The organism is Actinoalloteichus sp. GBA129-24 (assembly GCF_001941645.1).
Classification (GTDB): Bacteria; Actinomycetota; Actinomycetes; order Mycobacteriales; family Pseudonocardiaceae; genus Actinoalloteichus_A; species Actinoalloteichus_A fjordicus.
In genome coordinates, this window is the sequence record NZ_CP016077.1 from 4,545,970 (window position 1) to 4,567,201 (window position 21,232).

Consider the following 21,232-nt stretch of genomic DNA (forward strand, 5'->3'; position numbering starts at 1 on the left):
GCACCGGACTCCTCGGGCCCCTCCGGACTCCCAGGCTCGGCACGTCGCCAGGACGCCAAGGGAGAGTGGGAACCACATCCGTGGCGAATCGTCGAGAACGTGAGCGGCAGGCACTAGGCGACCTTCGCGATCTGGCGAAGTCGGGCGTGACCACCAGGGAACTCTTCCGCGAGCTGGACGGCCTGCTGCCCTCGGTGGTGGGCTTCGACGCCGTCTGCTGGCATCACACCGACCCGCTGACCGGGCTGCCGACCTCCATGGTCAGCACCACCCTCGATCCGCGCGGCATGACGCACGCGATGGACCTGGAGTTCGGCAACGAGGACGTCGGCACGATGGCTCAGATGCAGGCGCAGGGCAGCCTGGTCGCCGCGATCAGTCAGACCACCCAGGGACGCCCGGAACGCAGTGTCCGCATGCGGGAGCATCTGTCCGGGTACGGATTCGGCGACGAGCTGCGGCTGCGCTGCGACCTCGGCGAGGGAAGCTGGGGATTCGCGGCCTTCATGCGGGAGAAGGCGCGCGGCCCGTACTCCGACGAGGAGCTGCGCTTCGTCGGCCAGGCGAACCGGCTGATCACCGGCGCACTACGCCGCGCCCACCTGCCCAGGACCGCGCCGACCGAGCCGCCGCCCGTTCCCGCCGTCGTGATCCTCGGCTCGAGCGACGAGCTGATCGCGGCCGACCAGCCGGGACAGGCACTCCTGCTCGAGCTGGCCGACTCGGCGTTCGACGTGCTGGCGGTGCCCGCCGCGTTCCTGGTGACCGCCCGGCTGGCCAGGCTCACGGAGGCCGATCCGGCAGGCATCCCGGCGGCGATGCGGGTACAGACCCGAGACGGTCAGTGGATCATCCTGCGCGGTTCGGTCCTGCACGGCGTCGGCACCGCGCAGGTCGTGGTGACGGCCTCGACCCCGACTCCCGCCGAGATCATGCCCGTGGTGCTCAGCTCCCACGGCCTGACCCGACGCGAACAGCTCGTGACGGGCGAGGTGCTGCACGGCGGCAGCACCAGGGAGATCGCCAAGGCACTGTCGCTCGCTCAGGTCACCGTGCAGGACCACCTGAAGTCGATCTTCGCCAAGGTGGGCGTGCACAGCAGAGGCGAGCTCGTCGCGCTGCTCTCCCTCGGCGGGCCTCGCCCCGGCGGCACGGACCTCGGGCCTGCGCCGGGCCGGGAGTGAGCAGTCGTCGACAGGCGGGCGGCGTCCTGCCGTGTCGTCCTAGGCGGATGCCGCCCGCGTGCGAGCCGCCCCCGCCCGCCGCCCTCGGTCCGTGCGCCTCACTGCTCGGGCTGGCCCATCGGCCCCTGCTCGGCGAGGAAGCGCTCGAACTCCGAGCCGATCTCCTCGGCGGTCGGCAGGGCCTCGCCCTCCTCGACCAGCAGGCTGCGCTTGCCGGGCGCCAGGGCGAAGGAGTCGTACTGGCGCTCCAGCGCCCGCACCACGTCCGAGACCTCGGTCGACTCGACCACCTGGCGGTCGATCTCGACGTCCACCCGCTCCGCGGCGGCACGCAGCTCCTTCGAGGAGAGCGACAGCCCCGCGGCCCGGCTCACCGACTCCAGGAGCGTCACGGCGGCCGTGGGGTAGCTGGACTGCGCGAGGTAGTGCGGCACGTGCGCCGCGAATCCCATGGCGTCCAGCCCCGCCTCGCCCAGCCGCAGCTCCAGCAGGGCCGCCACGCTGCCGGGCACCTGGAACCGCTCCCCCAACGCCGGGTGACCGCCGCCGGTCCACTTGTCCAGCAGTTCCGACCGGGTGGCATGCGCCACCACGCCGAGCGGCCGGGTGTGCGGCACGCCCATCGGGATGCCGTGGAAGCCGACCGCGAGCCGGACGCCCCACCGCTCCATCAGGCTGCGCACCGCGGCGATGAACAGCTCCCACTGATGATCGGGTTCGGGCCCCGTCATGAGCAGGAACGGGGTGCCCTCCTCGTCGAAGAGCTGCCAGACCACCAGTTCGGGCTTCTCGTAGGCCTCCCAGTGGTCGACGGCGTAGGTCATCGTCGGACGCCGAGACCGATAGTCGACGAGTCCGTCGATGTCGAAGCGGGCGACGACGCGCCCCTCCCCGCCCTCGGTGAGGTGCTCGGCCAGCAGCCGCCCCGCCGAACCGGCGTCCATGAACCCCTCGAAGTGATGCAGGAGAACCGCACCGTTCAGGTCGGGGACGTCGGAGTCCACCTCGTACAGATCCCGTGGATCGAGCACCACCTGTAACCTCCAGCCGTTCGGCCTGCCTGTCGTTGCTCAGGTGCAACGCGGCGCGACCTCGGTTCCATCCCGCATCCGCGGACGAATTCGACGAGTCCGGTGAGATCGTCGCGACAGCCGCCGCGAGACCGCCCTCGTGGCCGTCCCGCCGTCGATGATCCGACGCCCCGCCCAGATCGTCGATCCTGCCACCGCCCGCCCACGCGTCGCGCCTGATCCGCCCAAGCCGACCCTCGGACCGCGCGGGAGGCGGCCGCACAGCCGAGGCGAGACTCCGAAGCGGGCGCGACCGTCGAGATCGAGGACGAGCCGGGTAGAAATAGATGAGGAACGAGGAGATCGAACACAGGACGGGCGGGCTCATGGTCTCACCACGCGCCGACGCGGCCGCACTCGGTGACGCCCCGCGCCGGGGCATGCGCCTGGCGTCGAGGGCGGCTGCGGGCGAGCGCCGCGCCGCCGGGTCGGTCCGCCGCCCCGCCGTCTCGGACGCTGCCCAGGTGGACCGCGTCACTACGCCACACCCGGTTCCGACTCCCGCGAGCAGGCACGCCGCAGGCCCCGACACCCGTCGAGCCCGCTCTGCGGACGAGCTCGGATCGGCGGGCTCGACGGGACAGCATCCCCGGACGCCGCGCGCTGCGGCGTCCACGCCAGGAGAGGACACCTCGTGACCGGATTCGTCGACGGGCTGCGCGACCGCCTGAGACGGCTGTTCCAACGGCACGGGTCGGTGGACCTCAAGCCGTTCCGACGCATCGTCGCGACGGCGGGCGGCGACGCCGATGCCGTGGCGGGCTGGTCCGACACCAGGCTCACCGAGGCCGCCGACGGCCTGCGCACCGCCGTGCGGGAGGCGGTCGAGCAGCAGGAGGCGGGCCGGGCCAAGGGCGGGAAGAAGCGGAAGGGCGCGACGCACCCCGAGTTCACCGACGCCCAGGCCTCGGAGTTCTGCGCGATCGGACGCGAGGCCGCCGACCGCGCGCTGGGCCTGCGCCCCTTCGACGTACAGCTCGTCGGAACGCTGGCGCTGCTCTCCGGTCACGTGGTGGAGATGTCCACCGGCGAGGGCAAGACCCTCGCCGGGGCACTGGCGGCCGCAGGTTATGCGCTGCAGGGCCGCCGGGTGCACGTGCTGTCGGTGAACGACTATCTCGCGCGCCGCGACGCCGAGTGGATGGCCCCCGCCTGCCGACTCCTCGGCGTGACGGTGGGCTGGGTCAACGAAGGCTCCACGCCCGAGGAGCGCCGCGCCGCCTACGAGGCCGACATCACCTACGCGGCCGTCAGCGAACTCGGCTTCGACGTGCTTCGCGACCGGCTGTGCACCGAGGCCGACGACGTCGTCGTGCGCGCGCCGGACGTGGTCATCGTCGACGAGGCCGACTCCGTGCTGGTGGACGAGGCGAAGGTGCCGCTCGTGCTGGCCGGGGCCCGAGGCGCGGGCGTCGCCGACCAGGAGATGACCAAGGTGGTGCGCAGGCTCCGCCTGGGCAGGCATTACGAGGTGGATCAGGACGAGCGCAACGTCTTCCTCACCGACGCGGGGACCGCCGAGGTCGAACGTGCGCTCGGCGGCGTCGACCTGTACTCCGAGGAACACGTCGGCAGCACCCTGACCAGGGTCAACATCGCCCTGCACGCGCACGCGCTACTGCACCGCGACGTCGACTACATCGTCAGGGACGGCCGGGTGCAGCTCATCAACGCCTCCCGGGGCCGGGTGGCCCTGCTCCAACGCTGGCCCGACGGGCTCCAGGCCGCGGTGGAGGCCAAGGAGGGTCTCGCCGTCAGCGAGAGCGGCGACGTACTCGACGAGATCACCGTCCAGGCGCTGATCAGCCGCTATCCGACGCTGTGCGGGATGACCGGCACCGCGATGCCCGCCGCCGAGCAGCTCTACGAGTTCTATCGGGCGTCCATCGCGGTGATCCCGCCGAACGAGCCGTGCATCCGGGTCGACCGGCCCGACCAGCTGTTCCAGACCAGACAGGCCAAGGAGTCCGCGATCGTCGCGGAGATCTCCGCCCGGCACGCCGAGGGCAGGCCGGTGCTCGTCGGCACCCAGGACGTCGCCGAGTCGGAGCGACTCGCCGCACTGCTCGCCGAGGCCGAGGTCCCCTGTGTGGTGCTCAACGCGAAGAACGACGCCGAGGAGGCCGCGATCATCGCCGACGCAGGCGCCCACGAGCGGGTCACCGTGTCGACCCAGATGGCAGGCCGAGGCACCGACATCAAGCTCGGCGGCCGCGATGGCGAGGGACGCGACCGGATCGTCGAACTGGGCGGGCTCTGCGTGGTGGGCACCGCCCGACACCCCAGCAGGCGGCTCGACCAGCAGTTGCGCGGCCGAGCGGGTAGGCAGGGCGATCCCGGCGACTCGGTGTTCTTCGCGAGCGCGGAGGACGACCTGATCGGGCAGCACGCCCCGGAGGCCGCCGAGCGGCTGGCCTCGGACGAGGACGGCAGGCTCACCGGCCGCGACGCCCAGCAGGTCTTCGACCACGCCCAGCGCGTCGCCGAGGGCGTCGGCCTGGAGATCCACCGCAACACCTGGCGCTACACGAGCCTGGTCTCCCACCAACGCGGACTGGTGAGCGAGCGACGCGACGAGCTGCTCCGCACCGACCTGGCGAGCCAGCAGGCCGCCGAGCGGCATCCCGAGCGGCACGCCGACCTGGTCGAGGAGATCGGCGAAGACGCGGTCGAGCACGCGGCCCGACTGATCGCGCTCTACCACCTCGACGACCGCTGGGCCGACCATCTCGCCTACCTGGCCGACCTGCGGGAGAGCATCCACCTCCGGTCGCTGGCCAGGGAGAATCCACTCGACGAGTTCCACCGGGCCGCGATACCGGCGTTCCGGGAGATCCTCACCGAGGCGGCGGACAAGGCCGCCGAGACCTTCGAGACCGCGACGATCACCTCGGACGGGGTCGACCTCGACGCCGAGGGGCTGCGCAGGCCCAGCGCGACCTGGACCTACCTGATCAACGACAACCCCTTCGGCTCCGAGGCTGATCGGGCGATGCGAGGCGTGCGGGCCATGATCGGCGGCTCGACGACCAAGTCGCCGCGCCGGAAGAAGCAGGCCACGGACTGAGCGGGTGCCGGGCTGCGGGCTCAGCGGCAGGGGACCGGGTCTCGGCAGCAGCAGGCGGCCCGGTCTCGGTCGTCGTCGGTGACCGGTCCGGGTTCCCGCCTCCGGTCGGGCGGTGGCGGAGAACGCTGCTCGGGGCTCGTCGACGTCGTCCTTCGGCCAGGTCGTGTTCGGAGCTGCTCGGTGCGCGGGTCGGGCTCCCTCGGTCGGTGATGTCGAGCGGTCCGGCAGGTCCCAGGGACCGGCGACATCAGGCGAACGAGGGCCGCCGCGCAGCGAGACAGGCTCACCTCGGCCCGCGACCGGCCCCTCGCTCGGCGGCCCGGACGATGTTGTGCACCATGCCGCCGAAGACCACCCCGTGGAACGGCCACACCAGCCACCAGTAGAGATGCCCGGGCAGGCCGTGCGGCAGGAAGACGGCCCGCTGTCGATACCGGGTTCCCGAACCGTGCGGATCGACCCGCAGCTCCAGCCACGCCCGGCCGGGCACTCGCATCTCCGCCCGCAGCCGCAGCAGCGTGCCGCGCTCGATCTCCTCGACCCGCCACCAGTCCAGGGCGTCACCGACGTGCAAGCGGGCCGGATCGCGACGACCGCGCCGGAGCCCGACGCCGCCCACGAGTCGATCCACCCAGCCCCGGACGGCCCAGGCCAGGGGAAAGGAATACCAGCCCCGTTCGCCGCCGATGCCCTCCACCACCCGCCAGACCTCCTCGGGCGGTGCCTCGGTGTCCTGTTCCCGCCGATCCTGGAACACCGAGCCGCCCGACCAGGACGGGTCCGAGGGCAACGGATCGGCCGGGGCGCCCGGCGGCGAGGCGCCCGACCAGCGCGTCTCGACGTTCGCGGCCCGCACCCTGGCCAGGGCGAGCGAGACCGACGTCGGGTAGTCCCGTAGCCCATCAGGCGGGTCGCCGACGACCCGCCTGATGTCGTCCTCCGCACACACGACCTCGTGGACGAGTGACTCGATCAGCGGCGTGGCCAGGCTCCTCGGCACCGGAGTGACCAGGTTGACCCAGTGGGAGGACAATCGCGGGGTGAGCAGCGGCACCGGCACGACCAGCCGGGGGCGCAGGCCGGTCACCTCGGCGTAGCGGCGCATCATCGCCAGATAGGTGAGCACGTCGGGGCCGCCGATGTCGAAGGTCCGGCTGACCTCGGCGGGCAGTGTCACGCAGCCGACCAGGTAGTGCAGGACGTCGCTGATCGCGATCGGCTGCACCCGGTTGTGCACCCACTTCGGGGTGACCATGACGGGCAGCCGTTCCGTCAGGTACCGCAGCATCTCGAAGCTGGCCGAGCCGGAGCCGATGATCACGGCGGCCTGCAGGACAGCGGTCGGCACCCCGGACCGCAACAGGATCTCCCCCACCTCCGCCCGCGACGCGAGGTGTTCGGACAGCTCGGCCGAGTCCGGATGCAGCCCGCCGAGATAGACGATCCGGCGGAGCCCCGCCTCCCGCGCCGCCTGCGCGGTGAGCAGCGCCGCCCGGCGATCCCTGGCGGCGAAGCCCCGCGACTGCAGGGAGTGCACGAGGTAGTAGAGCGCGTCGCATCCGTCGACGGCCGATCGCACGTCCTCCTCGGCCGTGAGGTCGCCCCGCACGATGTCCACCGCCGGGGCCCACGGGACGTCACGCAGCTTGGCCGGATCGCGCACCAGGCAGCGGACCTGATGTCCGGCGTCCAGCAGCGCGGGCACCACCCGGCCGCCGATGTACCCAGTCGCACCCGTCACGAGGATTCGCACAGCCCATTCTGCGGTCGAGTCGGGGCGCGGCGCAGTGTGGCGACGGGGCGGCCGGGGTGGCGAAGAAGGCCGGTGGGCGGGTGCAGGCGTCCTCGGCATGCCGGTCGTGACCGCGACGGCAGACGTGACCAGCTGACTCACCGGGTTGCGCAGGTCAGAACGCCTGCTCACGATCGGGAGCTGGCGCTGGTCGACGCCTTGCGAACCGTGCACGCTGCCCGAGTTCGACGTGGTGAGCCGATGCAGACACTCGCGGGTGACACCGCGCCCGGCAACGCCTGCGGCGACGCAGGGTCGGTGTCGCAGTCTCGGTGTCGCAGGCGCTCAGTCCCGCAGCCGGACGACCGCCTCCCAGGCGGCGCGGACGTCGGGCATCACCGGGTTGTAGTCGGTGGCAGGCCCGAAGAACCCGCACAAGGAGTTCGTGTCGGCGTACCAGAGCACCGTGTTCCCGGCGATCGTCGTGACGTCGTGGGACCGGCCGGAGAATCCGCCGCCCGCCCAGGGCTGATCGCTGCGCCAGTCGGATTCCGGGGTGTCCGTGAACGCCTGGTTCAGCAGGAGGCAGGTCTCGGCGTCGTCCGAGGACAGGTAGTTGGCGAAGTAGACGATGCCCTCGTGCTCGAATCGGCAGCGCACGTGGTTACGTGCCTCGTACATGTCCCCCTGGCTGTGCGTGCCCATCGCGTTGACGCAGTCGACGGCGGACGGCCCGGCGAAGGCGAGCAGCTGATCGTCCGCGCCGAAGGCCGCCGAGTCGACGCCGTCGGTCTCGGTGTCCCGAGCCTGCTCGGTGTCGGCCCCCGCATTCGAACCCGTGTTCGTGTCCCGGTCCGGGCCCGCCGACGAGTCGATGCTCGGCGTGGCGTCGCCGAGGGGCGTGCCGCTGCTGGTCCACCGCAGTGCCGCCGCCATCACCAAGCCGACCGCCGCGAGCACCAGGACGGCCAAGCCGACGATCACCGGCATCGACCAGCGCCGCACAGCGACCGAGGTCTGCGGTGTGGACGGCGTCCCGCCGGGCTGCGGCAGGCGCAGGGGTGCGGTCTGCCTAGGCACCGGCGACTGCGCCGACGATGCGGGAGCTGACGCAGGGGGCGTGGGCGCGGCCGTCGGGGCGAGGGCGCCGAGGACCACGGCGGTCTCCGGCGAGTCGACGATCGTCGGCACCAGGCCGAGTCGGCGGCCGATCAACCGTGCCACCAACGGCATCCGCGTGGCGCCGCCGACCAGGTGGACGGCCACGACCGGGGTCGCCAGGACGGTGTCGGCAAGCAGGCCGACGGCCCGGTCCAGAGCGGAAGCGAGAATCCCCTCCAGCTCGTCGCGGGTGAGGTGTGCGTCGGGCAGCGGCGGAGGCAGCGGGATGTCGGTCTGCGGGTACTGCGACAAGGCCTCCCTGCCCGCCTGCACGTCCTCGGCGACGGCACGGGCCCGCCGTCTGCTCGCGACGTCACCGAGCCGCACCAGGTGTGCGACGCCGAGGTGCTCCAGCAGGAGCTGATCGAGATCACGACCGCCGAGGTCCGGCAGCCCCGCCTCGGCCAGCACTTCCCAGCCCGTCGCACCCCGGCGCAGCACCGCGACGTCCGTGGTGCCGCCGCCCATGTCGAACACCGCGATCGCCTGCCCCGGCGCGACGTCCGGCGCCAGCCCCGCCGCCGCGACCGGCTCGGCGACCACCCGAACATCGCCGAGCCACCCGGCCTCCCTGGCGGCCGCCAGCAGCACTCCGCGCCGCGTGGCGTGCCAGTCGGCAGGATGGGTGAGGACCACCCGATCGACCCTGGCCGCCTCGGCGGCGACCCGACGAAGGACCGAGGCGATCAGCGAGACGACCGGCACCACCGCGTCGCCGAGCAGCACCTCGCCCTCGTCGATCCGCTCCTTGGGATGCGGCTCGAACCGCGCCGGATCGAGCCGGGCGCCACGCAGCGCCTCGCGGCCCACCACCAGCGTGCCGTCCCGCCCGCTCAGCACGGCGGAGGGCAGCACGGGCCAGCCGTCGAACAGCAGCAGCCGGGCCGGACCGCCGTCGATGCGCAGGGCTGCGACGGTGTTGGACGTCCCGAAGTCGACGGCGAGTTCACGCACGGCCAGACAGTACCCAGCCGGGCGTCGCCCTCAGGGGGTTTCGCGAGGAAGGCCGCGCTGCCGCTGCCGATCTCGGATGGGCAGCAACCGGCCGGGGATTCGGCGCCCAAGACCATGTCGCTCGGTGAGAACCCTCTGTGCTGGCTACGAAATTGCAGATGCCGATTCCGGCGGAAGCCGGCATCCTGCGCAAGCGGCCATCGGCATGGCGAGGATTGACACGGCCGGAATGCGACGGGCGACCTCCTGCACGGCGGCCAATTCGACTCGGCGATTCACCGCGGCACGATTCGACCGGGCGAGGCTTGAACACAGCCGACTGCGACACCGGCCATGACTCGACACCCAGCCACGCCGGACTCGGCTGTCGAGTACGAGCACCACACCACTCCGCGTACCGACATCGAAGCAGAGCCCGCCCGAGAACCCTGTTCCTCCACAATCGACAGTGCAGCCGACGGAGTTCCACGACGGGACGTCCGAGGTTCGAGCGAAGATGAGGCAGCCTTGGACACCCGTTCGTCGCGCATCCTCGAGAAACTGGCACGAGCGAAGGCCGACCCGAGCCTGCTGAAGTCCTTCGGCGCCGCCAAACACGAGTTCACGCTGAACCCGCCCTTACCGGAGTCGGCGATCGTCGGTTTCGAGGCCGAGCACGGCGTCACGCTGCCTGCGGACTACCGGCGGTTCCTCCTCGAACTCGGCGACGGCGGGGCGGGGCCGAGTTACGGACTGCTCCGCCTGTCCGCCGCCTACACCGAACCCTTCGACTACCCAGGCGCCCTCACGGAGCCGAGCGCCTTCGTGCCGGGGACCGAGTACAGCACCGGCTGGTGGGACGACTTCCCCGGACCGGACGACCGCCGCCCCGACCCCTTGCAGGGCACGCTCTCCGTCGTCCACCACGGCTGCTCCGACTTCACTCAGCTCGTGGTGACCGGGCCGGGCCGGGGACGGTTGGTGAACGTCAACTGGGACGGGGCGGTGCCGCCGTACGTGTTAGAGGATCTCGACTTCCTCAGCTGGTACGAACGCTGGCTCGACGAGCTGCTCGCCGGTCACCGGGTCGCCGGGTTCGGCGACAAGCTTCCCGGCGACGAAGGCATATTGATCGACATCCTCGCCACCGACCCGGCACCGAGCCGCCGCTCCCGCGCCGCGACCTCGCTCGCCCAGCTGGCCCGGTTGTCCCCGACGGCCGTGCGCGCCCTGGAAACGGCGACCACCGACCCCGCCGCAGCGGTCCGAACCGCAGTCCTCGGCGTCGCCTGGCGCTGTGACATCGAGATCGAGAACGCCGCACGAGCGGCGTTGTCCGACCCCGAGGCCGCAGTGCGGGCCGAGGCCATCAGCGTCCTCCGCGTCCGCCGCACAGCCGACCTGGCCGAACAGGCCCGCGCACAGCTCACCACCGACGACCCCGAACTCATCCGCCGCGCGCTACAGGCACTGGGTGACAGCGCCGACCTCACCTCGGCCGACATCGCTCCGCTGCTGAACCGCGAGGATCACCGCATCCGCACCTCGGCCGCGTTTCACCTCGGCGACGCCCGAGACTCCGCAACCGAGGCGCTCGCCCACGCCCTCGCCGACGAACACCCCGGTGTCCGGCTTCTGGCGGTGCAGACGGCCTCCCGCCGGGACGACAGAGCGCTGCTTCCGCTCCTCCGCCGAATGCTCGCGACAGAATCGGACGAGACCGTGGTGGTCAATCTCCGGCGGGTTCTCGGAGAGTAGGGGGAGTGACACGGGGATCGTCTCTCACGACAACGGCGGCGACCGTGCACGGTAGGAGTAATCGACGACCCGCAAGGCAGGCCTCCGGTCATCCGGACGTTCACTCACCCCTCCACACCGGCTGCATGTGTGCACGTCTTACAGCAGGAGCCGGGGTTCGCTGGAACAGATCGGCCTCGTCTAGGAACACGCAGTCGATCCCCATTCGATGCAGGTAAGCCATTCCGGCAGGTTGCGGTCGCTCGGGAAAGAGTGCGGTCAACCGCGTGACGGGATGGGGACTGTGCACGGCGTAGTCGCACAACTGCGCGATCGCTTCGCGCACCTTGTCGTGAGTGGCCGTGCTCTTCGCCTCGAAGATCTCCGTCTCGGACTCGTCATGGCGGTAGAGATCGGGGCGTAAATCGTGCTGGGTTCGAAAGGCGGAGAGGCCGTCCAAGGCATGGCGCTGCACATACAACTCCACAAGAATCGCCTCTGCACGATGGCTCACGGTGACGGATGCCGTGGTCTTGCGTTCTATCGCCCAGGTGTGCATCTTCTCGACCGGCGTCACGCGAGACCCCTGCCTTCCCTGGCCTTCTCCTGCAACTCTCCGAGCCTGGTCTCCACGACGCTGGTACCGATGCCGATCTCCTGGAGGACCGCAGGGACGACCTCATCCGGCAGGAAGCGCTGTCCTGGGAACACATAGTTCACATTGAATCCGCACACGCTGGCCAAGTCCTGCTTCGGACGCTCCCTGTGCATCCGCGAATCGGTTGACCAGGTAGAGGTCGTCGATCCTCTCGGCAAGCCGTTGGTCCTGCCCGGTGACGTGGTCACGAATAGCACACAGCAGGATCGACAGCGTGGTCAGTCGCTGCTGACCATCGACCACCAGCCAGACCTGCACGCCTGCCGGTGTGTTCGCCGGGCTCGGGGCGAGAACCACCGAGCCGAGGAAATGGGACCCATGGGCTCCGGTGTCCACGACACTGATGACGTCCTGCCAGAGCTGATCGAGGTCTTTCCGCTCCCAACTGTAAGGGCGCTAGAGAGGTACGACATACTGGCGCTCCCCCTGGAGCAGACTGCGCAGCGTGGTCTCGCTTGCCTTCACCGGACTCCTTGTTCCAACGGATACGAAAGAGGTCCCCGGCGAGGGACCTCGAGGCCGCATAATCCGATATGCGTGACATCTAGACGATCAACACAGGAATTATTCACCCAAATGGGCGCCCACTGTTAGTGACCCCCGAGCAGAGCCCGCCGACGGACCTCGCCTACGGCCTCGACCTACGGGGGCACGCCTGCTCCCAGCCAGCCTCGGACCTGGCTCGTCACCACGCGCGCCAGCTACCAAGGATCTCTCCTTGACCTGCGGAGAGGAGAATCACAGCTCGAGTCGGGATGCTCAAACCCGTCGGCTCACTTCGGCGCCATCGCTCCACAAGATCACCTCGTGAGTACAGCGCCAGACCTTCGACCCCTCGTCTGTGTCCGTCAAGCGAACCTCCCAACACCAGCGCAAGACCTGCGCTGGCGACAGCGGGCGATCCGAGAAGATCTACCCCGAAATGCAGAAAGCCCCGCTGACCTGGGCTTTCGCCTAGTTCAGCGGGGCTTCGCGACCGTCGGGACGACAGGATTTGAACCTGCGACCCCTTGACCCCCAGTCAAGTGCGCTACCAAGCTGCGCCACGTCCCGGCCACACCTCATCGGTGCCTCGTAAGAGTACAACATCCGCAGAGCGCCTCGCGCGACCCCCCGACATTGATGTTGACCTGCGAAGACACCGATCCAACCTTCAGGGGTCGATCATGCTGCCAAGGGAACCAGTCGGAGTCTGCAGCCCACGCGGCTCGCCGGCGTGAAGGTCCGGCGACCTTCTCCGTGCCATGGTGATCATCAGGTCCTTTGTCATGCAGTACCGAAGGTTCTGTGCTCACCGACTCCGCATTGCAGAAGAGGCCGGTGGGCAAGCGGATGACGGCGATGCTCGATGGCGTCCCGGAATCGCCGTATGGCTCCGGGGACAGGAATTCACCGACATCGCCGAGGACACCGTCCTTGCGGCGGAGTTTCGGCGTTGACGGTCAGTCGAGCGCGCGCCGCAGGACGATGCCGTCGCGGCGGTTGCGGGCGTGGATCTCGACGCTGTCACCGGACCGGCCCGCATCCTGCACGGACAGAGAATTGCGAACAGTGCCGTTCGTGCTCTCCGCGTCCACGACGGCGGAGGTGTGCTCGCTGACACCGACCTCGATGCCGTCGGAGCTGTTCTCAAGTTTCGCCATGCCCCGCGTCGGCCCGCTGTTCCGAATAGGACAGTCGGCGGCCTTGGCGACGACGTCTCCGTCGGCGCGGTCCACCTCGATGCCGCCGCTAGAGGTGCTCGGGTCGACGGCCTCCAGCGCGTGATGCGCGCTGGCGCTGTGGCACTAGGAGATCTTGCGGCGGTAGGCGGAGGTCGCGAAGAGGTACGCGACGACGAGAATGCCGGCGCACCAGCCGAGAGCGACCCAGATGTCGTCGCCGACCGGCTGTTCGGTCATCAGCGCGCGGATGGCGCTCACGATCGGCGTGACCGGCTGGTTCTCGGCGAACGCGCGTACCGGGCCGGGCATCGTGGCGGTGGGGACGAAGGCGGAGCTGAGGAACGGCAGGAAGATGAGGGGGTAGGAGAACGCGCTCGCGCCCTCTGCGGATTTGGCGGACAGGCCGGGGATGACGGCGATCCACGTGAGCGCCAGTGTGAAGAGGAACAGCATTCCGGCGATAGCGAGCCACGCCAGAACCCCCGCTCCCGAACTGAAGCCGATCAGCAGAGCGACCGTCAGCACGACGACGAGCGAGATCAGGTTGGCGACCAGGGAGGTGAGCACGTGCGCCCACAGCACCGACGAGCGCACGATCGGCATGGACTGGAAACGTTCGAAGACACCGCTCTTCATGTCCGTGAAGAGACGGACTGCGGTGTAGGCGATCCCGGATGCGACGGTGATGAGCAGGATGCCGGGCAGCAGGTAGTTCACGTACGAGTCGGAACCGGTGTCGATGGCGCCGCCGAACACGTAGACGAACAGAAGCATCATCGCGACCGGCATCAACGCGGTCGTGATGATCGTGTCGACGCTGCGCAGGGTGTGCCGCAGCGATCGTCCCAGCAGGATGGTGATGTCAGCCAGAAATCTAGTGATCATCTGCTTTCCTGACTCGTGGGTTCCGAGAAACGTTCGTTACCGTCGTCGCTGACGAGCGCGAGGAAGACGTCCTCCAGTGTCGGCTTCTTCTCCACGTACTCGACCTTGGCGGGCAGCAGCCGCTGTAGCTCGGCGAGCGTGCCGTTGACGATGATCCTTCCTTTGTGGAGGATCGCGATCCGGTCGGCGAGCTGTTCCGCCTCGTCCAGATACTGCGTCGTGAGCAACACCGTGGTACCGCGTCCCGCGAGTTCCTTGACCGCCTGCCACACCTCGAGGCGCGACTGCGGGTCGAGGCCCGTCGTCGGTTCGTCGAGGAAGATCACCGGCGGGTTGCCGGTCAGGCTCATCGCGATGTCGAGGCGGCGGCGCATACCACCGGAGTACTCCGACACCCGCCGGTTCGCCGCGTCGGTCAGGGAGAACCGCTCGAGCAGTCCGTCCGCGATCCGGCCGGGATCCTTCAAGTGCCGCAGGCGGGCGACGAGCACGAGGTTCTCCCGCCCCGTGAGGATCTCGTCCACCGCGGCGAACTGCCCGGTGAGACTGATGGACTCCCGCACGCCCGCGGACTGCGTGGCGACGTCGAAACCGTTGACGTCGGCCGATCCCGCGTCGGTCTTGAGTAACGTGGACAGGATCCTCACGACCGTGGTCTTGCCTGCTCCGTTGGAGCCGAGCAGCGCGACGATGCTGCCTCGCGCCACCTCGAAATCCACCCCGCGCAGCACGGGCAGATCCTTTAAGGACTTCTCCAGACCCGCGACGCGGATCGCGAACTCCTGGTTCTGGTCAACTGCCATCCGGGTTTCCATCCTCTGGTCGGTCACTGCATGCCGTCCGCCACGCGGTCGATCGCCTTGGTCAACCGGTCTCGCTCCCTACGAATCCACGAGCCGCCGGGGTAGTTGCGCAGGAACGCCTCCGCGAACTCCACCGGGTCCTCACCGACGACCTGGCGCAACGGGATTCCGTCCGCCGCGCTCTGCTCGAACAGGTCTGTCAAGTCCGCCAGCATCGCCACCAGGCTCTCCGACTGATCCGGGCCGAAGTGCTGCATGTACCGCTGCAGCGCCTCGACCGCCGTGCGGTAGTCGTGCGGGAGCCGTTCGATCCGCTCCTTGCACTGCCGGTAGCGCCGCTTCTCCTCGAGCGATCCGGTCACGACCTCCAGATACCGCAGGTAACGGTTCTTCTGCTCGCCCGGTTCAGTGCCCACTGCCGTTCCCCTCTTCCCTGAGCTCTTCGAGTTGTTCGCTGAGAAAACTCCAGGTCTTCCAGAACTCTTCGAGATACCCCCGCCCCTCGTTGTTCAGGGAGTACACCTTGCGCGGAGGCCCCTTCTCCGAAGGGACCTTCTCCACGTCCACGAGACCGCGCTGCTCGATCCGGACCAGCAGCGCGTAGACCGTTCCCTCTGCGATCTCGGTGAACCCCCTGTCTCGAAGCCACGCCGTGATCTCGTACCCGTACGCGGGCCTGCTGGCGAGAATCGCCAGGACGATGCCCTCGAGCGTGCCCTTGAGCATTTCCGTCGCCTGCCTGCGCAAGGACTCCTCCGAACTACTTGGTGTTGCTGAGTACTACTACAAAGTAGCACTAGGTACCGCCCCCGGCGCAAGGTCGTCGTCTGGCGAACGTCGCCGTCACCGTGGCCGACGCACTGCCCGAACGAACGGGTGAGTTCCGGGCGGGTCGAATACATTCCCGCACCTTGGAAGTGCTGGACCAGCGCGGCGTGCTCGACCGGTTCCTCGAAGCGGGCGATCTGACGCCGGTGGGCCACTTCTCCGGGCTGTGGCTGGACTTCGAGGGACTCGAGTCCCGCCACCCGCACCCACTGATGCTCTTGCAGTCCGTCATCGAACGGCTGCTGAGCCGTGGGCGGCAGAGCTCGACGTGGAGGTACGCTGGTCGTCCGAGGTGACCGGCCTGCGCCAGAACGAGAACGGCGTGGAGGTCGCCCTGGCCACGGGAACGACGCTGAACGCCCGGTACCTCGTCGGGTGCGACGGTGGGCGCAGCGCGGTACGCAAGTTCGCGGGAATCGGCTTTCCCGGCACCCCGGCGATGATGACCGCCCTACTCGGAGACGTCCGGCTGCCCGACCTGCCCGGGGACTTCATCTTCATGCGGCGGTGCCCGACCGGTCACTTCTCCGCCATCTCGCTGGAACCCGGCTGGTTTCGGGTGATCACCTTCGAGTACGACCACGTTCCCGGCCGTGATGAACCCACGACGTTCGCCATGCTGCGGGAGGCGCTGCTTCGGCTCGCGGGGACCGACTACGGCATGCACAGTCCGAAGTGGATCTCGAGGTTCGGTGATGCGGCGCGGCAGGCGGACAGGTACCGCGACGGACGGGTGCTGCTCGCGGGCGACGCGGCGCACATCCACTACCCGGCGGGCGGGCAGGGGTTGAACATCGGCGTGCAGGACGCCGTCAACCTCGGCTGGAAGCTCGCCGCGGTGGTGCGCGGCGATGCGCCGGACGCGCTGCTCGACAGCTACCACGCCGAACGCCATCCCGTCGCAGAACGCGTGCTGCACAACACCCGCGCGCAGTCGGCGCTGGCCAGGCTCGGCGCCGAGATGAACGCGCTGCGCGAAGTGTTCGGCTCGCTCATGGTGGTCGACGACGTCAACAGGCACCTGCGAGAGATGATCACCGGCCTGGACGTGCGGTACCCGGCGGACGACCACCCACTAGCCGGTCGCCGGGTCCCCAACGCCACGCTGAAGACCGTGCGCGGCGCCACCCGCGTCCACGAGCTTCTGCACGCCGCTCGCCCGGTCCTGCTCAACCTGAGCGGCAACACCGAGGTGACGACGGCGGGGTGGACGGTTCGTGTCGACGTCGTCGAGGCACGCAGTGAGCACGACTACTGGCCCGTCCCCGTCATCGGTGAGGTCGACGCGCCCGCAGCGCTGCTCGTCCGCGCCCGAGACTGAATTTGCCGTTGATCTCGTGGAGTGCCCCGTGATCGGGGTCGATGACGATGCGGGCGTCGTCGAGGTGGGTGTTGCGTCGTTGCAGGCCTAGGAGTTCGCCCCAGCGGGCGCCGGTCCAGGCGGCGGTGTGGATGAGAGTCCCCGCCCAGGCGCCGCCCAGGGCGGTGGCCTGATCGGTGGTGGTGAGGACCTGCTCGTGGGTGGCCCACTGCCGTTCGGGGGCGCGCGTACGTCGGCGGCGTCCTCGGCGGCGGGGGCGGATCGGGTTGGCGGGGATCAGGCGTTCGTAGGCGGCGTCGGCCAACAGCATCGACAGGAGCTTGACCATGGTGGCGACACTCGCGGGGGCGTAACCGGCGGCACGGACCTTCTTCGACCAGGCGGCCACCGCGATGCCGGTGATGTCCCCGATGGCGACGTCGCCCCACCGGGGAAGCAGGTGATTGCGTAGCAGGCTGCGGTACTGATTCTCCGTGTTGGCGGCGAGATCCAGCGCGTCCATCCAGGGAACGCTCCACTCCGCCAGAGTGAGTCGGCCGGCGGCGGGGTCGATCCAGTTGCCTCGTCGTTGATCGCTCTCCATGTCCTCGGCGTGATCGGCAGCGGCTCGCTTCGTCGCGAAGCCCGGCAACGATCCGAGGGTGCCGTCGTCACGCACGTACCGCACACGCCATGACCTCGTGCCACGCTTCTCCACCCATGCCACCGCATTTCTCCCTTCACCCGCCGTGCCGCGGACGCGCCACGACACCATGGACGCTCCAATCACCACAGAGAGCCAGCTACCCGCCCAACCCACAGCCGGGCAGCTCAGAGCGCCGAACGCGACCGACGCTGCCGGACGTCGCGGGCAGGACGAGCTCCGGCAGCGATCACCGCCGTCAGGTCAGCCTCAGAGAACCGCAGTGCTTACCGAGAAACGTGCACGGAATCAGCCGACGCCCGGCCGCACGACGCAGCCACGACTCCCGGACCGCCAACAACCGCGCCGCCTCTGCCGGGCTGTACAGCAGCACCGACCTGTCCCGAGAACCGATCGCCGTCTCATCGATCTCGGCGACAGTCGAGATACCCATCTCAGGCCCAGGCACGGCAGCCGACACCCCTCGTGACTGCGGAAGTGGCGGTAGGCAGTGCTGCTGTCGATCAGGTTCACGAGGACCTCCACAGGCGAGTCAGAACTGACACCCCTGAACTCCACCGAGAACGCCCAAATTCGACAGCAGAACCACGATTTTACACTTCCCCCGCCTGGGAACATCCCACCTGGCGATGATCACAGACATCCAGAGGTACCGGGCGGTAGACCTGCAGCACGGCCCGGTCCGCACAGTCCGGCACAGCTCGCTACGAGACCCAGGCCGATGGGCCACCAAGATGTCGCAATAAGGCCCGGCCGTGAAGGCCGGGTGCAACCCAGGGCAGGCAGACTACGCATCGCTGGGGCAAGGCGCCGCAATGAGGCCCGGCCTGGAAGGCCGGGTGCAACCTGCCCGATCAGGGCTGATCGGCTGGCACAGTCTAGCGGGCTCGCCGATATCCGGACATCATGGACGACTCGCCCGAGATCCGCTTAAGACTGATCCGGCGTGTCGGTAGACGCTTCCCTTCCCGAAGCTCGCCGCGCAGAAGGACGTCCAGCGAACGCTCCAACCACGCCGTGAGTCCGGCGCTGGGGCACGCCGATCGCGCTCATCCCCAAGGCCACTCTCTCGTTCGAGTCGCCGAGTCGAAGCTCGCCCCGCCACGCCGGAATGCCGCAGCCCGCTATCGAGATGTTCTCGATGATGCACTCGACCACGTCGCCACGCTGCACCACAGCTGCTCGTCCGGAGACGACAGCACGACGGACCGCTCAGGCCTCACGGTTGACCGTAGCCGTGACCACGTAACGCTCCATTGACCAGACGGAATGTCCGCAAGAGGGAGGATTTCGGGAGAATCGTGTCGACCACAACTACGTTCGACCGCCCTCCGCCCGCAAGCCCCACAGAAACCTCACCACCGACTCGATCGGCTCACCCACGGGACCGAGCAGCACACACGCCTTGGCCTATCACCCCGTTTCACGCAGACCACCAAGGCCCGATCACCCGATCGAGCGCCCACGCCCGAACTTGTCGAAGCTCCAGCGCAGCGACCGCTCCCAGCGGAAGCCCGGTCAGCGACCTGCGGGACGTCCATCCGGGTCGACCATCCTGATGACACCGTCCTGCTCTTGCAGAACCACGTCATCCCGGTACTCACCCACACCGAGCGCGCCAACTTGGCCCAGGCTGACCATCCGTACGATCTCGTTGTCGCGTTGAAAAACGAGGAGGTCGCCGTCTTGGATGTAGTCACCGTCGTAGGTACCGTCACCGGTGATCTCGACGGGTCGACCCAGTTCTTCCTCGATCGACGCACCGGTTGCGGGTCCGATGAGGACCTGCACGGAGGTCCAGTCGCCGGGGGCCAGTTCCTTGAACGGCCTCGAGCCGCCGGACCGGCCCAGCTCGACGATCGCGGTCTCGAGGTCCACGTCGAACTCCACCTGCACTCCCGAGGTGTTCGCGCCGCATCCCGCCACCAGGGCGAGCAATGCGAGCAGTGGCAATATCAAGCGCATATCAATACTGGTCCGGAGTCGCCGACGGTTCGCCGGGGTCGTGGTCGTCGCCGCGTCCAGGGTTGTCCGTCGGCCAGCGGTTGTTAGGGGTGTCGCGGGTCTCCCCGGGGTTCACCTCGTTGGACGGCACCAGGGTGTCGTTGTTGTCGATGACCACCATTCTGCCATCCGTGACCGCCTGCTCGACCAATGCGGCCAACTCCTCGGGACCGGCCTCGGGATTGGCTCGCGCGATCTCGCGGCCCACCTCGTTGTTGTGCAGATCCATACCCACCGGGATGTGGTGGCCGGCCGGGTTCCGCTCATGTGCGGTGGCGAACTCGCCCGCCCATTGCTCGCCATAACGCTGTGTCATCAGAGCATTCCAGTAGGCGTGCCGGAACGCGTCCGAATGCCCATCGGTCTTGCCCTTTCCCTCGAACATGCTCTCCGAGACATGCAGCGCATCCTGTCGAATGTCGCCGAACTCCTGGAGTCCGAGCAGTCCCTTGCGCATCTGCAGGTCGTCGAGCATCCTCACCTCGGTCTGGGTAAGCCGTTCCTGCGGGATGTCTCTCAGTTCCGCGATCCAGCCAGCCAGACCGGTTGGCCACATGGTCGTATCGTCGGTCCTGACCTGGTACCTGGCTAGCAGATCGCGATGCCACTGCTCATCGACGATACGGTCCTCGCCCGTCTCCGCCGCCTCCGCCAGCGTCGTCGCTCCCGCGTCGTCGATCTCACCGGACAGGATGTGTCTGAGCACGGAGTCCAACTCGGTGTCGATCATGGCCGCTTGGCCCAGGATGCCCTGCACCTCCACGTGCAGGGTCATGAGCATGGCGAATCCCCCGGAATCCGCAATGTCGACGACCTCGCCGTTCTCGATCCGGTAGCCGTTCCTCGCAGCGTGGTCCTCGGTCGCCTCGATGCTGCGGACCAGATCCCGCACAGCTCGCTCGGTGTCATCGATGATCGTCACTGCAGCGGACAATCGAGCAGCGAGGTCCTCGAGCGCCTGACAACGGGCCCGGAGATCACTCTCCGCAGCCTCTGCCGCATCCCCGCTCCACTCAGCCGGCTTGGCACCATCGAGCTCGTCTTGCAGACCGACGACCAACTTGTTCTGTGCGGAGAGATGGTCACTGACCTGACCGATCATGTCCGGCCGCCACTGCCTGATCTCATCCCATGTGGCCATCAACCGCCTACCGTCCGGCCGAAACCATGCGCATTCGCATCGTCTCGCTCCTGATAATCATCGGCAGCCGAGTGCAGCTCTGCCGCGTAGGAGTCCATGCCCTCGGCCCAGCTCGCGCAGCTGTCCTCCCAATGCGGGCCGAGCTGACCGGCGGTCCCAGCCGACTCCGTCCCCGGCAGCGCGGTGGCGAGCTCCGTCACCCGACCCAAGTCAAGTGTGCGCACGACATCCGCCGCCTGCTGCGCGGCGTCAGCCGAAGCGCTCAGCGCTGCAGGATCGACCTCGAACCCCGTCATCCTTCCCCACCCCGCCCCTACCAAGGGTACCGACGAGACCGCAGTCTGTATTCGTGAGTACCGGTAAGCCGGGAATTCTCCTCCAGAACCGGAACCGTCGACCTG

General features: G+C 68.8%; 19 protein-coding genes, 1 tRNA gene and 2 pseudogenes. 6 read left to right on the forward strand and 16 right to left on the reverse strand.

Annotation, left to right across the window (positions count from 1 at the left end):
• Positions 1–80 precede the first annotated feature (80 nt).
• On the forward strand, positions 81–1,184 hold the full coding sequence (locus UA75_RS19550; protein ID WP_075741481.1) for a helix-turn-helix transcriptional regulator: 1,104 nt from the start codon (positions 81–83) through the stop codon (positions 1,182–1,184).
• Between the two features lie 98 nt (positions 1,185–1,282).
• Here the strand turns inward: UA75_RS19550 and UA75_RS19555 are convergent, their stop codons facing one another.
• Positions 1,283–2,218, reverse strand: a complete 936-nt coding sequence (locus UA75_RS19555; protein WP_075741482.1) for a proteasome assembly chaperone family protein — start codon at positions 2,216–2,218, stop codon at positions 1,283–1,285.
• 323 nt (positions 2,219–2,541) lie between these two features.
• On the opposite strand from UA75_RS19555, the gene UA75_RS33160 reads away from it, so the two are divergent.
• Both UA75_RS33160 and secA2 read left to right on the forward strand, forming a co-directional pair.
• Complete coding sequence (locus tag UA75_RS33160) at positions 2,542–2,892, forward strand: hypothetical protein (protein WP_157434300.1); 351 nt, start codon at positions 2,542–2,544, stop codon at positions 2,890–2,892.
• A complete protein-coding gene (gene secA2, locus UA75_RS19560; RefSeq protein WP_232237331.1) occupies positions 2,889–5,321 on the forward strand; it encodes an accessory Sec system translocase SecA2 in 2,433 nt (810 codons plus the stop codon). Before UA75_RS33160 ends, secA2 begins: the two co-directional genes overlap by 4 nt.
• A gap of 283 nt (positions 5,322–5,604) precedes the next feature.
• Here secA2 and UA75_RS19565 read toward each other — a convergent pair whose 3' ends face one another.
• Together UA75_RS19565 and UA75_RS19570 are read right to left on the reverse strand one after the other, a co-directional pair.
• Positions 5,605–7,074, reverse strand: coding sequence for an SDR family oxidoreductase (locus tag UA75_RS19565; RefSeq protein ID WP_075741483.1), 1,470 nt, complete (start codon positions 7,072–7,074; stop codon positions 5,605–5,607).
• 324 nt (positions 7,075–7,398) lie between these two features.
• Positions 7,399–9,168 (reverse strand): Hsp70 family protein, encoded by a 1,770-nt coding sequence (locus UA75_RS19570; RefSeq protein WP_075741484.1) that lies wholly within the window; start codon positions 9,166–9,168, stop codon positions 7,399–7,401.
• Positions 9,169–9,675: 507 nt separating this feature from the next.
• Between UA75_RS19570 and UA75_RS19575 the strand changes: the two genes are divergently transcribed.
• Entirely contained in the window at positions 9,676–10,905 is a 1,230-nt protein-coding gene (locus UA75_RS19575) for an SMI1/KNR4 family protein (protein ID WP_075741485.1), read from the forward strand.
• A gap of 100 nt (positions 10,906–11,005) precedes the next feature.
• On the opposite strand, the gene UA75_RS19580 is transcribed toward UA75_RS19575, so the two are convergent.
• The 9 genes and pseudogenes from UA75_RS19580 to UA75_RS19615 form a co-directional block, all read right to left on the reverse strand.
• Positions 11,006–11,461 (reverse strand): hypothetical protein, encoded by a 456-nt coding sequence (locus UA75_RS19580; protein WP_075741486.1) that lies wholly within the window; start codon positions 11,459–11,461, stop codon positions 11,006–11,008.
• Positions 11,458–11,604 (reverse strand): hypothetical protein, encoded by a 147-nt coding sequence (locus UA75_RS33165; RefSeq protein WP_157434301.1) that lies wholly within the window; start codon positions 11,602–11,604, stop codon positions 11,458–11,460. Before UA75_RS33165 ends, UA75_RS19580 begins: the two co-directional genes overlap by 4 nt.
• Positions 11,564–11,926, reverse strand: a pseudogene (locus UA75_RS35195) (DUF262 domain-containing protein); the annotation flags it as partial. The gene UA75_RS33165 and the pseudogene UA75_RS35195, both read right to left, overlap by 41 nt.
• 595 nt (positions 11,927–12,521) lie before the next feature.
• Positions 12,522–12,595 (reverse strand) — tRNA-Pro (locus tag UA75_RS19590).
• A gap of 389 nt (positions 12,596–12,984) precedes the next feature.
• Complete coding sequence (locus UA75_RS19595) at positions 12,985–13,185, reverse strand: hypothetical protein (protein WP_157434302.1); 201 nt, start codon at positions 13,183–13,185, stop codon at positions 12,985–12,987.
• 144 nt (positions 13,186–13,329) lie between these two features.
• Positions 13,330–14,091: an ABC transporter permease gene (locus tag UA75_RS19600; RefSeq protein WP_075741489.1), complete on the reverse strand. Its 762-nt coding sequence runs from the start codon at positions 14,089–14,091 to the stop codon at positions 13,330–13,332.
• A complete protein-coding gene (locus UA75_RS19605; protein WP_075743989.1) occupies positions 14,088–14,894 on the reverse strand; it encodes an ABC transporter ATP-binding protein in 807 nt (268 codons plus the stop codon). The genes UA75_RS19600 and UA75_RS19605 overlap by 4 nt, the downstream gene beginning before the upstream one ends.
• 23 nt (positions 14,895–14,917) lie before the next feature.
• On the reverse strand, positions 14,918–15,310 hold the full coding sequence (locus UA75_RS19610; protein WP_075741490.1) for a DUF1048 domain-containing protein: 393 nt from the start codon (positions 15,308–15,310) through the stop codon (positions 14,918–14,920).
• Positions 15,300–15,620, reverse strand: coding sequence for a PadR family transcriptional regulator (locus UA75_RS19615; protein WP_198044180.1), 321 nt, complete (start codon positions 15,618–15,620; stop codon positions 15,300–15,302). Before UA75_RS19615 ends, UA75_RS19610 begins: the two co-directional genes overlap by 11 nt.
• 122 nt (positions 15,621–15,742) lie before the next feature.
• Between UA75_RS19615 and UA75_RS35200 the strand changes: the two are divergent.
• Together UA75_RS35200 and UA75_RS35205 are read left to right on the forward strand one after the other, a co-directional pair.
• Positions 15,743–16,584: pseudogene (locus UA75_RS35200) on the forward strand (FAD-dependent monooxygenase); the annotation flags it as partial.
• Positions 16,585–16,752: 168 nt separating this feature from the next.
• Entirely contained in the window at positions 16,753–17,043 is a 291-nt protein-coding gene (locus UA75_RS35205; protein WP_412459540.1) for a hypothetical protein, read from the forward strand.
• Here the strand turns inward: UA75_RS35205 and UA75_RS19625 are convergent.
• The 4 genes from UA75_RS19625 to UA75_RS19645 form a co-directional block, all read right to left on the reverse strand.
• Entirely contained in the window at positions 16,991–17,749 is a 759-nt protein-coding gene (locus UA75_RS19625) for a hypothetical protein (protein ID WP_157434303.1), read from the reverse strand. The two genes, UA75_RS35205 and UA75_RS19625, sit on opposite strands and share 53 nt — an antisense overlap.
• A gap of 1,455 nt (positions 17,750–19,204) precedes the next feature.
• Entirely contained in the window at positions 19,205–19,576 is a 372-nt protein-coding gene (locus UA75_RS19635) for a hypothetical protein (protein WP_075743990.1), read from the reverse strand.
• A 76-nt stretch (positions 19,577–19,652) separates the two neighbouring features.
• Complete coding sequence (locus UA75_RS19640; protein ID WP_232237332.1) at positions 19,653–20,792, reverse strand: wnt family protein; 1,140 nt, start codon at positions 20,790–20,792, stop codon at positions 19,653–19,655.
• 38 nt (positions 20,793–20,830) lie between these two features.
• On the reverse strand, positions 20,831–21,055 hold the full coding sequence (locus UA75_RS19645; protein ID WP_232237333.1) for a hypothetical protein: 225 nt from the start codon (positions 21,053–21,055) through the stop codon (positions 20,831–20,833).
• Positions 21,056–21,232 lie beyond the last annotated feature (177 nt).